The following is a 14714-nucleotide window of genomic DNA, read 5'->3' on the forward strand; positions in this document are numbered from 1 at the left end:
GATGCTAAGCGCCCATGAAAAAAAAACGCTTTTCATGCCATTTTCAGAGAATTATCAATCTTCTTTCTTCAGCACATCGTCATATTTTCGGATCATCCCACGCAACTGATCGTAACTCAATCCCAACATCTTCGCCGCCTTGCGCTGATTATAGCGGCTCTCCACCAGCGCTTTCAGCAACATACCTCGTTCCAGTTCTTTCACTGCCTCCTTTAGCGGCAGTACGCCAAAAGTATCGAACAGTGTTGTCTGCGCCTCAGCGGGCGCGGACCCGCTCTTTTTCACACCTTCATGGAAAGTCGTTCCATACGGCGAGATAAACGGATCGAAAACGATCTGATCGATAACATCATCATCGGCGGAATAGACCGCCCGCTCTACCACATTTTTCAGCTCCCTGATATTGCCAGGCCAACCATACTCCTGCAGCGCGGCTATCGCCCGTCCAGAGAACTCGGGAATCTTTTCAAGGCCAAGTTCATAGGCCATCCTGCCGGCGAAATGGCGGGCCAGCAGCATGATATCCTCCTCCCGGGCTCGCAGCGGCGGCAGAAAGAGTACTTCAAAGGACAACCGATCCAGCAAGTCCCTTTTGAATTCCCCCTTCTGCGCCAGCGCCGGCAGGTCGGCGTTGGTGGCGCCAACGATGCGGACATCCACCTCCACCGATGTGGTCGATCCCACCCGTTCAAAAGAATTGTACTCGACAACTCGCAGGATCTTCTCCTGTGCCTCCATGGGAATATTACCAATCTCATCGAGAAAGAGGGTGCCACCGCTGGCTGCCTCAAATCGGCCGCTTCGACGCACTTCAGCCCCAGTAAACGCCCCTTTTTCATAGCCAAACAGCTCGGACTCGATCAGATTCGGCGACAAGGCCGCACAGTTTAAGGTCACGCAAGGCCCGGACCAGCGCTGGGAGAGAAAATGGAGCCTGCGCGCCGCCAGCTCCTTGCCCGTTCCCCGTTCACCGATAAGCAGCACCGGCCTATCCACCCGGGCAACCCGTGATAACTGCTCCTGAAACTGCAGAAACGGCTCCGACTGCCCCAAAGCCTCACCCGGTGCATTTGCCGGGCTGGCATAACTTGTTCCTTTTCGTGCCCTGCCCATAGATGTTGGCATATTTCACCAATATTGAGTGTTAAAATATATTTATTAGCCATATATACCATATGACTCAATTGCCGTCAAAGCCGCATCGCATTGTTTTTCCGTGTTTTTGTTTTTTTCTTTCTTCCGGCACACCTCATGCAGTATTAACGACAAAGCACAATCCCTATAACACTGGAGGATACCATGGGAATATTCACACGATTTGCCGATATCGTCAGTTCAAACATCAATGCCATGCTGGACCGGGCGGAAGATCCGGAAAAAATGATCAAAATGATGGTCCGGGAAATGGAGGACACCCTGGTGGAGCTCAAGTCGTCCTGTGCCGGTGTTATCGCCGACAGAAAGAAACTGGAGCGCCGGCTTGATGAGATCGCTTCACAGCGGGATCTATGGGCGGAGCGGGCCGACCTGGCTGTTGCCAGGGGCCGAGACGACCTGGCCAGAGAAGCGTTACTTGAAAAAAGACGATTTGGAGAACTTGTCGAAACTTTGCAGGCGGAAATTGCCGACCACAGCGGCCTGATCGAACAATATCACGGTGACATCCAGGAACTGGAGCAGAAGCTCACCACCGCCAAAGAAAAAAAGCGGATACTGGTACAACGCCACAAGCGGGCCAGCGGCAAAAAACGAGCCCAGAGCGATATCCGCAGAATGGACAGCGTCGACACCATGCGCCGCTTTGAAGACCTTGAGCGCCGCATCGACAGCATGGAGGCTGAAGCGGATATGGTCAACTTTGGCAAACAGCCGACTCTTGACGAAGAATTTGACAATCTCGCCACCGATGATGAGATTGAACGTGAGCTTGCCGAAATGAAAGCTGCCAGAAAACCGGCAGCGTAACCACGTATACAGCAACCATCTTCGTCTAGTCGGAGCACATCTGCCATGAACACCGTTATAATCGTCGCTATCGTCTTCGGATCGATCCTTACCTTTGCTGCGCTTGTCTGCGGCACGGTGCTGGCCATTGTCAAAATGCGCAATTCAGGCCTCTCCAAAGGCGGACGAGGGTCGCAGAGCGACGAGGCGCGGATCATCCAGGAAATCTATCAGGGCCTGTCGCACATGGAACAACGGATTGACGCACTGGAGACAATCCTCATGGACAGCCAGAAAAATAAAGGATACGAAAAATGAGAAAATGTCTACGCAATGGCGGTATCTACCGCTCACGAGATGGCGTTCTCCTCGGTGTCTGCCGAGGCATTGCCGACTACTACGATCTGTCGGTGTTCTGGATACGGCTGGGCCTTGTCATCGTCTTTCTCTTAAGTGGCTTCTGGCCGGTGATCGGTATCTACATCGTCGCGGCCCTTCTCATGAAGCCGAGACCTGTGAAGCCGATCGAAAACGAGGAAGAACAGGAATTCTACGACAGCTACGTCAACTCCCCCAAGAACGCAGCCCAGCGACTCAGACGAAAGTTCGAGAATCTCGAAAGAAGAATCCGGCGGATGGAAGACAAGGTCACCGGCCGCGATTACGAATGGGAACGTAAGTTCAATTCATAACCCCCTTCCCCGGCCAGTCGAAACACCTTCGACTGGCCGGTTCCTTCCCGACCAAAAAGCCTCGGTTTTTTTCTGTGGACACCGCTCGAGACCCTATCTTTCGCATTCCACATTTCATCTTGTCGTGGTAATATCGGCTCCTTCAAAGGCAACCGACTATACTCTCGAGCGCCCTTTTCCACAATTTACGTCAACCGACGAAAAGTTACCTTTCCACACACCATCACTATCCATTACATTAAGGAGAACGCCATGCGCGCGATCATTCTGCAATTGGCCGTATTGGCCTGCACCATGACTCTTATCGGCTGTGCCATGCAACCAACTGCCACCCCGGAGGTTCCAAAAGGATCACTCACCAAATCCTACAAACTTGTCGATGAGATGGGACGTGAATCCGGTACGCTGGTGTTGCAGCCCATGGGAAGAGCGGAACTTCGTGATGCCGACGGGAAGCTGATCGGTGTTTTTTCGGCCGAACAAGGCTTCTCGTCTGACGCCAAAAACTAACCCAGGCCCTATTATTCAAGGGAAAAGATTGCGCTTTGCTCCACCTGCCGGATCTTTCGGGATCAAGGCAAGAGGCTCATCACATACACCTCCAAGGAGAGTCCCGTGAAAAAGAAATCGATTGTCGTCCGCAATGCCACTCTTGATGATGTCCCGGCGATTCTCGAGGTGGCGAAAAAAGCGTATCCGCAATGGTCGGAGTTGCAGCGAGCAAATGAGCGTAACTACCAGATGCAGATTTCCGCTTTTCCCGAGGGACAGTTTGTCGCGGTAGTCGACGGCAACGTCGTCGGCTACTGCTCCAGCCTTATCGTCTATCTTGATGACGACTCTCCCTGGTATGCCCATGGCGAAATCACGGGTTTCGGCAGTTTCTCGACCCACAACTATTCAGGCAACACGCTATACGGATCTGACATTGCTGTCGACCCCGACTATCAACGCATGGGTGTTTCCAAAAAGCTGTACACTGCCCGGAAATCCCTCTTTAAACGGTACAATCTCAAGCAAATGATTGCCGGCGGCCGTATCCCAGGCTACAAGCATTACTCCGGCAAAATGAGCGCCAAGGCCTATGTCGCCAAAGTTCTTGCCGGAGAACTGCAGGACAAGGCGCTGAATGCCCACATGAAAGCCGGCTATGAAGTGCACGGCGTTCATTTCGGTTATATGGACGACGAGCAGTCACTTGGTTACTCGACCCATCTGGTCATGCCCAACCCCCGCCATAACCCGACCAAACGAGCTCTCGCAGGTCAGCCAATCAAGCGCACGGTTCGCCGAGCCAGGATTTGTGCAGTCCAGTACGAAATGCGCAAGATCGCCAGCTGGCAAGAACTCTCGGAACAGGTGGAATATTTTGTCGATACCGCCGATCTCTACGATAGTCACCTCGTTGTCTTCCCGGAACTCTTTATCGCCCAAATGCTCTGTACCCTCGACCGTACTGCACCCCTGCCAGAACTGGTGAAGGAACTGGCCGACTTCCATGACAAATACATTGAACTCTTCACCAGTCTTGCCACCAGCAGGCAAATGATGATTGTGGCGGGTTCAGTGCCAGTACACCAACCCGACGGTTCCATCCGCAACGTCGCGCATCTGTTCTCAGCCATGGGCAACGTCTACACCCAGGACAAGCTGCACCTGACCCCGGCTGAGGCAACCTACTGGGGGCTTTCCCAGGGAGAAGGGCTGAAGGTTTTTGATACGCCGCTTGGACGCATTGCGATCCTTATCTGCTATGACATTGAGTTTCCCGAACTTTCTCGAATGCTGGTCGATGCTGGTGTCGACTTGATCGTGGTTCCCTTTGCCACAGATGAACGAAAGGCCTACCAGCGAGTGCGCTATTGCGCCCAGGCCAGGGCAGTGGAAAACACGATCTATGTGGTGTTGGCGGGTAACGTGGGCGCCCTCCCACGCAGCCCGGCAATGACCCTGAATTTCGGCCAGGCAGCAATCCTGACCCCCTCAGACTTTGCCTTTCCGATGAATGCGGTGGCAGCCGAAGGCATCATCAACACCCAGACTGTAGTAATCAGCGACATCGATCTCGGCGCCCTGGAGGTTGAACGGGAGGTCGCCAATGTACGCCCACTCATGGATCGCAGGCCGGACATTTATACCATCGAACGGCAAATTCCGATTCAGAAAATCAAGGTGAGCTAAAGAGCATGGTTCACAAAGAGCAGGACTCCACAAACGTCGGGATTGTCTTCACCGATCTCGACGGCACGCTGCTCAACTCAGAGCGAAAGGTCAGTGCAAACAACCTCACCAGCCTCAACCAACTTGGGGAGAACGGTATTGTGCGGGTCATCGCCACCGGCCGTTCCCACTATTCTTTTACACGGGTCATAGACGCCTCTTTTCCGGCCGACTACCTGATCTTCTCGTCAGGCGCCGGAATACTTGACCTGCAAAGCGGCGAACTTCTCTTTTCCGCCAATCTCACCGACCATGATGTCGCTGACATAACCTGCAAACTGCAGGAAGAAGAAGCCGACTTCATGGTCCATCATCAGGTGCCGGACAACCACCATTTTGTTTATCAGGCTGCAGGAGGCGGCAACAAAGATTTCCGACACCGTATCGACATCTATCGTGCTTTTGCCAGGGAATTCGGCAACGGCAATCAGTTCCCCGCGCCAGCCGCCCAGATCATCGCCGTGCTCGAACACGATACGCGGCGTTTTACCCGCCTTACCTCCTGCTTTGGCCAATATCAGGTAACCCGCACCACATCACCCCTCGATCACCACTCAATGTGGATGGAGATCCACCCCCACAATATCCACAAAGGCAGCGCAGCCGCCTGGCTCTGCAACCATCTTGACATTGACCCGGCTCATTCGTTGGGTATCGGCAACGACTACAATGATCTCGACCTGCTCGATTTCACAGCCCAAAGCTACTTGCTGAAAAACGGTCCGGCTGAGATACATAATCGCTATTGCCTCGCTCGCTCCAATGATGAAGACGGCTTCTGTCATGCTGTCCGACATGGCCTCAGCATCCTCTAGGTTTTTCCTTCTCTCCCACAAATATCAGTAAAAAACTCTAAAACACAGCGCGGGCCATGGCATCCTCTTGCGAGGACAAAAAGAATTGCCAGACGATGCAGTTCATCTAGGCAATGACTGGTAAAACTGCCCAAATTTTTTATCAAGTCCTGTGACATGTTCGGTTACCCATTGGCTCAACTCATCCTGAATGCTATTCATGAGTTCCAAGGTCAAACCTGAGTCTTTCAACAAATCCTGCAATTGGGCAAAACGCCGGCCGAAATAGACATGCGCCTTCTGCTGCTCCTCAATGCCGGGGTACCCCGACTCACGCATATATTTTTCTTCCAACTGAAAGTGCCTGGTCGTATACTGATCAAGTGCTTCCAGCGTTCTCGCGACATCGCTGCCACGCAAACCAGAATGTAAAGCCTCGGACAATTCCTGAATCAGTTCAAAAAGCCGCTTATGTTGAGCATCAATTACCGGAATACCTACGCGATACTCGTTTGACCATTTCATACAATTTGCCAGTTAAAGTTTATGTACCTGCTCCAAGCAACTCCTCTTTTTCGATAGATTAATTGTAGCAGAACAGTACTAAACAGCAACTCTGGTACCAATCTTATTACAGGAAATACTGGCACTCACTTCTACTTGGACGAACGTGCATTTGCTATTGCGATAAGCATCATTGAATACGAAGTCATACCGGAGCGAGAAGAACAGATGATGGTGGGGAAACAACGGTCAAAAAGCAAAAAAAATGCCCGAATCATGTACCACCTTATGCATCAGGGGCAATGAATCGGGCTTTATGTAAACAATCCCAAAGGATTGGTTGGAACTGGTGGCGATGCAGGGACTTGAACCCCGGACACTACGGATATGAGCCGTATGCTCTGACCAGCTGAGCTACATCGCCTTTTGACAAGGTCCGATTTTATACATTGATCGGCTGATCCTGTCAATCTTTTTTTCACTACTTTTTACAACAATGATCAGAGGCCGTTTACAAGGCCTCTGATCATTTCATTCCGGGTTAGGCCCGGGGCACAACAACAGGGGAAATGATTACATCATGCCGCCCATGCCGCCCATGCCGCCCATGCCGCCCATCGGAGGCATACCGCCGCCTTCTTTCTCTTCCGGCTTATCAGCGATGACACACTCGGTGGTCAGCAGCATACCGGAAACAGAGGCAGCGTTCTGCAGGGCAGTACGGGTTACTTTAGCAGGATCGATAACGCCGGCCTGAATGAGGTCTTCGTACTCCTCGGTGGCAGCGTTGAAGCCCATTGCGCCTTCCATGCCTTTGACATGCTCGACGATAACAGAACCTTCGCGACCAGCGTTGGAAGCGATCTGACGTACCGGCTCTTCAAGAGCGCGGAGAAGGATGTTCTTACCAAGATTCTGCTCACCGGCAAGCTCAAGAGCACCAAGTGCCTTGAGGCAGCGGATATAGGCAACGCCACCGCCAGGAACAACACCTTCCTCTACCGCTGCACGAGTAGCGTTCAATGCATCCTCAACGCGAGCTTTCTTCTCTTTCATCTCAACTTCGGTAGCAGCACCGACGTTGATTACGGCAACACCGCCGATCAGCTTGGCAAGACGCTCCTGGAGCTTCTCACGATCGTAATCAGAGGTGGTGTCTTCAATCTGGGTACGAATCTGCTTAACACGTGCCTCAAGTTTCGCGGCATCACCAGCACCGTCAACGATGGTGGTGTTGTCTTTGTCGATAACGACGCGCTTGCAGGAGCCAAGGTCATTTACAGTTACGTTCTCAAGCTTGATGCCGAGATCTTCGGTGATTACCTGGCCACCGGTGAGGATAGCGATATCCTCAAGCATTGCCTTACGGCGATCGCCAAAGCCCGGAGCTTTAACAGCAGCAACATTTAAGGTGCCGCGCAGTTTGTTGACAACAAGGGTAGCAAGTGCTTCGCCGTCAACATCCTCAGCGATGATGAGAAGGCCTTTGCCCATCTTGGCAACAGACTCGAGTACCGGCAGCAGGTCTTTCATGCTGGATACTTTCTTCTCAACAAGGAGGATGTAGGGGTCGTCCATGGAGACTTCCATACGATCCGGATCGGTAACAAAGTATGGAGAGAGGTAACCGCGGTCAAACTGCATACCCTCAACCACGTCCAGGGTGGTCTCCATGGACTTGGCTTCCTCAACGGTGATAACGCCTTCTTTACCAACTTTGTCCATGGCCTCGGCAATGATGTTACCGATGGTCTCGTCGCTGTTGGCGGAGATGGTACCAACCTGAGCGATCTCTTTCTGCTCTTTGGTCGGGGTAGCGATCTTGGCAAGCTCAGCAACAACAACCTCAACACCTTTGTCGATACCACGCTTGATTTCCATGGGGTTGCCACCAGCAGCTACCAGCTTTACGCCTTCGGTGTAGATGGCCTGAGCCAGAACGGTAGCAGTGGTTGTACCGTCACCGGCAACATCAGAGGTCTTGGAAGCAACCTCTTTTACCATCTGGGCACCCATGTTCTCAAACTTGTCTTTGATCTCGATCTCTTTGGCAACGGTAACGCCATCTTTGGTGATGGTCGGGGCGCCAAAGGATTTCTCGATAAGAACGTTACGGCCTTTCGGGCCGAGGGTTACTTTTACTGCATTGGCAAGGGTATTTACACCCTCGAGGATAGCCTCGCGGGCCTTCACACCGTATTTAATATCTTTTCCAGCCATTATTTCATTCTCCTATTATCAGTTTCTCCCGCCAGAAAGCGGGCGTAAGAAGCAAATGCCAATCTGCAATTATTCTACAACACCAAGAATGTCGTCCTCACGCATGATGAGGTAATCCTCACCATCAAGCCGTACATCAGTTCCGCCATATTTGGAGAAAAGCACGCGGTCGCCAGCTTTTACCTGCAACGCAACACGGTCACCTTTATCGTTGAGTTTGCCCGGGCCGACTGCAACAACCTGACCTTCGGCCGGCTTCTCTTTTGCACTGTCGGGAATGATGATGCCACCAGCGGTTTTTGCCTCTTCTTCCAGTCGCTTGACCAAAAGACGATCGTTCAATGGACGAATTTTCATTACTTCCTCCTACTGATTAATAAATGTTTTGATGAGCAAAGGGGCCCATTGAAAGGTTTGATATGGCTCCCCAATTTGTTTATTTACCCACTTTTAAGCAGGTATCCTAGACTGGCCGATACACTAAGCGTGGAAATATAAAAATCAAGGCGGGAACGGAAAAAAAATAACAGTCCGTCCCCGCCTTACAAATCGGGATACAATATATTGAATTTACAGAAAGATATTCTTACAAGAATTTCTTACCCAACCCTCACGACCCATTTAAATGGGTCCTCGGCACGGCCCGCCTGAATAGCCTGCAGCTCATCATAGAGGCGACGCGACAGAGGCCCTGTCTCTCCGTTATTGATTATGTACGGCTTACCCTGATAGAAGAGCTCGCCGACGGGCGAAATAACTGCCGCAGTTCCGGTTCCGAAAGCCTCCTCAAGGCTGCCATCCTGACTTGCTGCAATCACTTCATCGATGGTGACGTCACGCTCCACCGTCTTTACACCCCATCTGGCCGCAAGCTGCAACACCGAATTGCGGGTGATACCGCCGAGAATAGATCCTTCCAGCGGCGGAGTGATCAGTTCGTCACCGATCTTGAAAAAGATATTACTGGTGCCAACCTCCTCGACATATTTATGCTCGCAGGCGTCAAGCCAGAGAACCTGGGTATAACCGGCCTTTTTGGCTATTTCCGAGGTGTAGAGCGAAGCCGCATAGTTGCCGGCGGTCTTGACATTGCCCACACCGCCCTTCACCGCCCGCACATGCTCATCACTTACATAGATTTTGGTGGGATTGAACCCTTCGGGGTAATAAGCGCCTACTGGACTCAGGATAATATAGAAATAGTACTCTTCGGAAGGCCGCACTCCGAGAAATGGCTCGACGCCGATCATTGTCGGGCGGATATAGAGCGTCGCGCCCTCAAGAGTCGGAATCCATTCACGCTCAAGATAGAGCAATGCCTTCAGCGATTTCAAAACCTTATCGATCGGCAATCGCGGCATGCACATCCTGACCGCCGAACCGTTCATCCGTTCAAAATTGTCCTGGGGGCGAAACAGAAAGACCTGTCCATCTTTGTCTTTATACGCTTTGAGGCCCTCGAAGATTGCCTGTCCATAATGAAAGACCACGGCAGCGGGATCAAACTCAAATTTCTGGTACGGGCATATTCTGGCATCGTGCCAGCCTTCCTGACGATTCCACTTCATCAGGAACATGTGATCGGTAAAATGGCGGCCAAACCCGAGGCTTTCCTGGGCAGGCTTTTCTTTCCGCTGGCCTTCCGGAACCTTTTCTACTGTGACATCAATGTCTTCCCACATTATATCAATCTCCTAACCTGCACTTATTTTTCTTTGCTTAATCACCGAGAGGATATATACTTTCGGAACATAAAGGGATTGCAGCCTTTTGCCGAAAACAGATGCGGCAAAGTCTCACGATACCTCAGTTCTCTTCCCTCTTGCAACACTAATTCATAGCTTTATACGCCTAACTGGCGCCACAGTCGGCATGACCAACGAATCTCGCCCAGAAACAGTAATTGCGCATCCCCCAGGACCGATGCGTATTAAGTATTTCCTGCTGGTGTTCCTGATCTCACTTTTCTTCCTTGGAAAAGTGCTCTGGCCCTTCTGGCCGATCCTGGTGCTCTCATTTCTTTTGACCAATCTTTTTCGACCCATTTACGTTCTTTTATGCCGGTGGATGTCGGAGAACATGGCTTCGGTGTTAACCTGCATGCTGATCACCGCTATCGTCTTTGTTCCTTTGACCCTTTTCATCACCTCACTCGCCGGCGAGGCGCTCAGCTTCTACAACTGGGGACGTGATAATCTGGTGGGCATGAAGATCCAGCAATATCTGCAGGAAAGTGAACCGGTGCGCAGGCTGCAGGAATATCTCGCAGACTTCGGTTTTGATTTCAAACCGGCATCCATCACCAACTTTTTCTCCTATGTGGCAAAGAACAGCGGTCTCTATCTATACAATCAGGCCAGCAGCTGGGCAGCAAATATCATGCAGTTTGTAGCACAGTTTCTCATGATGATCCTGGTGATCTTTTTCCTGTTAATCGATCTGCCGAAACTGATGGAATACATCATCCGCCTCTCACCGCTGCCCGACGACGAAGATCGGCTTCTGCTCCAGAAGTTTGAGGAGATTGCCAACGCCATCTTAAAAGGCAACGGCATCTGCGGCCTTATCCAGGGTGTGCTGGGCGGAGGTCTCTTTTCAGTAATGGGACTCAACTCTCCGCTGCTCTGGGGCTGCCTGATGGCTGTTCTCGCCTTTCTGCCCATTTTCGGTATCGGACTGGTCATGGTCCCCACCGCGGCAATTCTGGCGATCAACGGCAACATTCCCGCCGGCATTTTCATGTTTGTCTATTATCTTATTTTGTCGCTTTCGATGGAATACCTGGTGAAGCCGAAAATGGTGGGGAAACAGGTGAAGATGCATACCCTGCTGGTCTTTCTGGCTATTCTTGGGGGATTATCCGTCTACGGCATTCTCGGCATCATCTACGGTCCACTTATCGTCACCGCCTTTTTAACCTTGTCCGAGATTTATCTGAAAAAATACGACCGGTATGTGCAGCGTTTGTAATCCGCCTGGCTCATACTCGTTGCTGCTACCATGGAGGCTCTCTGCCCCGATGTCACTCGAGAGGGAGTGTCACCATAAAGCGAGCCCCGCCAAATGGTGAAGTCTGGACGATGATAGTGCCCTGATAATGGTCGACAGTGCGCTTGACGCTGTAGAGCCCGACACCTGTGCCATCTTTGCTTCCAGGAACCTGATAATACTCCTGAAATATTTTTTTACGAAACGGTTCTGCCACGCCCGCGCCATCATCATCCACCACGAGCTGCAGTTGCTGATCATTGCTCGCCAGCTCTACCTCTATACGGGATGTTGCGTATTTAGAGGCATTGCCGAGAAGATTTTCCACAAGAGTCCGGAACTTGCCCACATCCCCCAGAAACATTACCGGCTGTCCGTTTTTTTCATATTCGCCCACATCTTTGCCGTTCAGCTTCAGGGAAATTCGGTCCGCCTTGAGAGCAGGCAGTGTGCTTTTCGCCACCGAGTGTAACAGCTCCTTCACATCAAACGGCTCCTTGTCAAAACTGAGAGCCATCCGTTTTTCCTTCAGGTATCTTGTCGTCTGATCTATAACCTGAGAAAACTTGATAGTGGAAGCGTGAATTTCCCCTGCATAAAGGGCAATCTTCTCCGGTGCAAGGTTTTCGTGCTTCATCAGCAGTTTGGAAAAGCCGATAATCGGCACCAACGGCCCTTTCAGGTCGTGGATCAGCACCGAGACAAATCGCTCCCGCTGCTCGTTGATTTCACCCGTGCGCAACTCGATCAGCTCTTCGAGGTGGTATCTGTATTCCTCAAGCTCATCCTCATTAGCGTCAAGCTTTTCCACCATACGATTGATATGGCCCGCCAGCTGGCCGATTTCGTCGTCCTGATTAAGGTCGATCCTGGTGCTGAAATCACCCCCGGCAATTTTATCAACTTTGCGGCTGATTTCCGATAATGGTCCTACGATACTGGCGGTAATAGCAGCCATGAAAAAGAGGCCGGCACCAATAGCCAGTACATTGATCATGATCATGATCGACTTGATCCGGGCATGATTCTGTAAGGCATCCTGCATGCTCTCTGCCGCCCGTTGTTTTTCCAACTGTACCAGCTGGTCAAGATCACCGAGCAAACCCCATTGGTGGTTACGCACTTCGGCCTGCAGGATCTGCATCGCGTCTTCCAGGCTTATTCCCCTATCAACATCGGTGATAGTTCGCCAGAGATTAAAGGTGATATCACTGCAGCGGCTGATGCTGCCAAGGATAACGCGCTCCTCATCCGAAAGCCCCTGCTGACTCTTCAGATCGCGCAACATAGCATTGTATTGGGTAGCTGCCTCCTCAAACCGGGCAACTTCTTCGTCTTTTGCTTTTCGGTTAGAGACAAGCAGGACATTACGCACCACTACCGCAGCGTGACGGGCCTGGAAACGCAATTCCTGAGCAGTCTGCAGTCGTTTATCATGCTGGCCGACGATCTCATCAAGACTCTTCCGGATACTGTCCAGCCCTCGCATCTCGACAAAGGCCAGCACCAGCATCAGCGCCAGGATCACCCCAACGACACTGCCTATACGGGTTGCTATATTATAATGTCGTAAGATTATCGACGATTGCATTTGATGTCGCACAAAAGAATGAAAAACCGCGCCAATCGGGTCGCAGTTTCAGTGAGTATTGTGCCGCGTGGTTCACGCTACGTAAATATTACCTTGCGGCAACAGCCGACACGAGAGAGGTATCATTTCGTCAGGCGCATACCCAAATTTTTGGTTTTAGCTTCACGCACTGAATACTGCACCTATACCACATCCCCTGCCTATACCGCCAGAGTAGTGCATCGCTGGCGCGTAACTCCTTACTGAGCAAAGTCGATGGGAATGACATCCCAGTAAAGAACGGTATCCTCACCCCAGGTCACAGCCCGCACCTTGCTGTCCTGGGAGACGACAATGGCCAGAACAGTCTGCAACTTCTTACAAAGATAATAGCACGATCGGTGCCGGGTGCCAACGCTCTCAATCCGTTCGATCTGCCGGCTGCGTCCTTCAGGGTCGAGAGCCTTGGCGACATGCTGACCCATCTCGTAATTCCCCTGGATAATACCGCCGAAACCGATCAACTCCGGCCCCTCGGTGGTCACCACGGCCCCGTCAACCCCGGCCAGCCGGGCCACAAATCGGGCATATTTGAAGACCTGTTCATCGAGCTGGGCAAGACGCTTGCCCTGCAGTGCCACGTAATCATTCCAGCCCGCCACATATTCCGGGCCATAGAGCCGGCCGCAAATAGTGGCAAGGGCCTGCATGATCTCCAGCACCAGAGTCTTCAGCTGGATATTCGCCCCGCCCTCGGAAAAGCGATATTTGATGGAAATATAAGGATTATCCTTTGAGACAATATTTTCCATGCCTGCCGGAAATGAGAGGATGGTCCCACCGTGGCCGGCACGGCGCACGGTACTGATCATATGCTTGAAGAATTCGAGATAGAGCTTGCCCACAAACGAGGGGTCTATCCGCGCCCACTCGTTTTTCACCAACAGCGGATTCTGGGCGTGCAGTGAGGCCAGCTGGGCCTGCACCTTGGAAAAGCGGGCGTTCATCCAGTTGGATTGGAAAACGTTCATTGACGGGGAGATGATCCTGCCGCCAGTGAGCTGAACGAGGATTTCAAGACCGCGCAGCACCATCAGCCGCCCTGGCCCCAGCACATTTATCCCCAAGGCACCTGGGAGGGGTGCCGCCTGTTTCGAACCGCCATGAATGACCTGGGTCCAGCGTGAACCGGAATGGATAAGACCCCAGATCTGCAGCCCATCCTTCTCACGATAGCGCACACCCACCAGTGAGTTATTATAATTCAGGGCCGGCACCATTTTCAGTAACTCGTAGGTGTTGTACGGAATGGGGTCCGTCATTTTTAGGGTAAACATGCCCTGCAATAACCCTTCCTGGACCCCGAACTCCTCCGGTTCGGCCAGCATCAATCGAAAACTGATGTCCCTCCGCTCCTCCTGCATCTGACTGGCCTGATAGCAGGTGGAAATCAACTCCTCAAGTACAGAAGTTTCCGGCAAGTCCCGGAACTGCCTCGGACCGGGCTCCCTCGACATCGGTGGTGTCCGCCATTTTTCAAGCAGACTGCGCACCAGGTCCTGGGGATATTTATGGATCATATCGGAGAACGCTCACTCACTGAATTAGTCTGTCGGTTATGCCGGAAGGTAGATTCCGCCATAACAGCAAAAAGCCAGATTATATTCTCTCAGGATATGACACTTTTCGAAAAGATGGAACCGGCCAAAGAAAAATACTTTCAAAAAAATGGATGAGTTGTCGATACAGCGTTCGCCCACCACCGACTGCACGCTTGGATTT

Annotated in this window: 14 protein-coding genes and 1 tRNA gene; 7 read left to right on the forward strand and 8 right to left on the reverse strand. The window is 51.8% G+C overall.

From position 1 onward, the window contains the following. Window positions 1–54: 54 nt before the first annotated feature. On the reverse strand, window positions 55–1113 hold the full coding sequence (gene pspF, locus BUF15_RS15710) for a phage shock protein operon transcriptional activator (protein ID WP_073614656.1): 1059 nt from the start codon (window positions 1111–1113) through the stop codon (window positions 55–57). 186 nt (window positions 1114–1299) lie between these two features. Between pspF and pspA the strand changes: the two genes are divergently transcribed. The 6 genes from pspA to BUF15_RS15740 all read left to right on the forward strand — a co-directional run bounded on the left by pspA (window position 1300) and on the right by BUF15_RS15740 (window position 5671). Further along, window positions 1300–1965 (forward strand): phage shock protein PspA, encoded by a 666-nt coding sequence (gene pspA, locus BUF15_RS15715; protein WP_073614657.1) that lies wholly within the window; start codon window positions 1300–1302, stop codon window positions 1963–1965. 45 nt (window positions 1966–2010) lie between these two features. Then, complete coding sequence (locus tag BUF15_RS15720) at window positions 2011–2262, forward strand: hypothetical protein (RefSeq protein WP_073614658.1); 252 nt, start codon at window positions 2011–2013, stop codon at window positions 2260–2262. Then, window positions 2259–2636, forward strand: coding sequence for an envelope stress response membrane protein PspC (gene pspC / locus BUF15_RS15725; protein WP_073614659.1), 378 nt, complete (start codon window positions 2259–2261; stop codon window positions 2634–2636). The genes BUF15_RS15720 and pspC overlap by 4 nt, the downstream gene beginning before the upstream one ends. A gap of 252 nt (window positions 2637–2888) precedes the next feature. Then, a complete protein-coding gene (locus tag BUF15_RS15730; RefSeq protein WP_073614660.1) occupies window positions 2889–3146 on the forward strand; it encodes a hypothetical protein in 258 nt (85 codons plus the stop codon). A 105-nt stretch (window positions 3147–3251) separates the two neighbouring features. After that, window positions 3252–4817 carry a bifunctional GNAT family N-acetyltransferase/carbon-nitrogen hydrolase family protein gene (locus tag BUF15_RS15735; RefSeq protein WP_073614661.1) on the forward strand — a complete coding sequence of 522 codons (1566 nt, stop codon included), beginning with the start codon at window positions 3252–3254 and terminating at the stop codon, window positions 4815–4817. A 5-nt stretch (window positions 4818–4822) separates the two neighbouring features. Beyond that, window positions 4823–5671 (forward strand): HAD family hydrolase, encoded by an 849-nt coding sequence (locus tag BUF15_RS15740; protein WP_073614662.1) that lies wholly within the window; start codon window positions 4823–4825, stop codon window positions 5669–5671. 102 nt (window positions 5672–5773) lie between these two features. Here the strand turns inward: BUF15_RS15740 and BUF15_RS15745 are convergent, their stop codons facing one another. From BUF15_RS15745 to BUF15_RS15765, 5 genes are all read right to left on the reverse strand, one after another. Continuing rightward, entirely contained in the window at window positions 5774–6175 is a 402-nt protein-coding gene (locus BUF15_RS15745) for a bacteriohemerythrin (RefSeq protein ID WP_073614663.1), read from the reverse strand. Window positions 6176–6501: 326 nt separating this feature from the next. Next, window positions 6502–6578: transfer RNA gene (locus BUF15_RS15750), tRNA-Met, on the reverse strand. 149 nt (window positions 6579–6727) lie between these two features. Continuing rightward, on the reverse strand, window positions 6728–8374 hold the full coding sequence (groL, locus tag BUF15_RS15755; protein WP_073614664.1) for a chaperonin GroEL: 1647 nt from the start codon (window positions 8372–8374) through the stop codon (window positions 6728–6730). A gap of 69 nt (window positions 8375–8443) precedes the next feature. Continuing rightward, the gene (groES, locus tag BUF15_RS15760; protein ID WP_073614665.1) at window positions 8444–8731 is read right to left on the reverse strand and encodes a co-chaperone GroES; all 288 of its coding nucleotides are present in this window, start codon (window positions 8729–8731) and stop codon (window positions 8444–8446) included. A 242-nt stretch (window positions 8732–8973) separates the two neighbouring features. Beyond that, complete coding sequence (locus BUF15_RS15765) at window positions 8974–10056, reverse strand: branched-chain amino acid aminotransferase (protein WP_073614666.1); 1083 nt, start codon at window positions 10054–10056, stop codon at window positions 8974–8976. A 190-nt stretch (window positions 10057–10246) separates the two neighbouring features. Between BUF15_RS15765 and BUF15_RS15770 the strand changes: the two genes are divergently transcribed. Further along, window positions 10247–11344 carry an AI-2E family transporter gene (locus tag BUF15_RS15770; protein ID WP_234981192.1) on the forward strand — a complete coding sequence of 366 codons (1098 nt, stop codon included), beginning with the start codon at window positions 10247–10249 and terminating at the stop codon, window positions 11342–11344. Window positions 11345–11396: 52 nt separating this feature from the next. Here BUF15_RS15770 and BUF15_RS15775 read toward each other — a convergent pair whose 3' ends face one another. Continuing rightward, complete coding sequence (locus tag BUF15_RS15775) at window positions 11397–12953, reverse strand: sensor histidine kinase (RefSeq protein ID WP_073614668.1); 1557 nt, start codon at window positions 12951–12953, stop codon at window positions 11397–11399. A gap of 239 nt (window positions 12954–13192) precedes the next feature. Next, window positions 13193–14512, reverse strand: coding sequence for a putative sensor domain DACNV-containing protein (locus tag BUF15_RS15780; RefSeq protein ID WP_073614669.1), 1320 nt, complete (start codon window positions 14510–14512; stop codon window positions 13193–13195). Between the last annotated feature and the right edge of the window lie 202 nt (window positions 14513–14714).

It is taken from the genome of Desulfopila aestuarii DSM 18488 (assembly GCF_900143695.1).
GTDB lineage: Bacteria > Desulfobacterota > Desulfobulbia > Desulfobulbales > Desulfocapsaceae > Desulfopila > Desulfopila aestuarii.

Coding starts and splice junctions, on each gene's coding strand:
- pspF (WP_073614656.1), bottom strand. CDS start 1,113: ATGGGCAGGGCACGAAAAGGAACAAGTTATGCCAGCCCGGCAAATGCA.
- pspA (WP_073614657.1), top strand. CDS start 1,300: ATGGGAATATTCACACGATTTGCCGATATCGTCAGTTCAAACATCAAT.
- BUF15_RS15720 (WP_073614658.1), top strand. CDS start 2,011: ATGAACACCGTTATAATCGTCGCTATCGTCTTCGGATCGATCCTTACC.
- pspC (WP_073614659.1), top strand. CDS start 2,259: ATGAGAAAATGTCTACGCAATGGCGGTATCTACCGCTCACGAGATGGC.
- BUF15_RS15730 (WP_073614660.1), top strand. CDS start 2,889: ATGCGCGCGATCATTCTGCAATTGGCCGTATTGGCCTGCACCATGACT.
- BUF15_RS15740 (WP_073614662.1), top strand. CDS start 4,823: ATGGTTCACAAAGAGCAGGACTCCACAAACGTCGGGATTGTCTTCACC.
- BUF15_RS15745 (WP_073614663.1), bottom strand. CDS start 6,175: ATGAAATGGTCAAACGAGTATCGCGTAGGTATTCCGGTAATTGATGCT.
- groL (WP_073614664.1), bottom strand. CDS start 8,374: ATGGCTGGAAAAGATATTAAATACGGTGTGAAGGCCCGCGAGGCTATC.
- groES (WP_073614665.1), bottom strand. CDS start 8,731: ATGAAAATTCGTCCATTGAACGATCGTCTTTTGGTCAAGCGACTGGAA.
- BUF15_RS15765 (WP_073614666.1), bottom strand. CDS start 10,056: ATGTGGGAAGACATTGATGTCACAGTAGAAAAGGTTCCGGAAGGCCAG.
- BUF15_RS15770 (WP_234981192.1), top strand. CDS start 10,247: ATGACCAACGAATCTCGCCCAGAAACAGTAATTGCGCATCCCCCAGGA.
- BUF15_RS15775 (WP_073614668.1), bottom strand. CDS start 12,953: ATGCAATCGTCGATAATCTTACGACATTATAATATAGCAACCCGTATA.
- BUF15_RS15780 (WP_073614669.1), bottom strand. CDS start 14,512: ATGATCCATAAATATCCCCAGGACCTGGTGCGCAGTCTGCTTGAAAAA.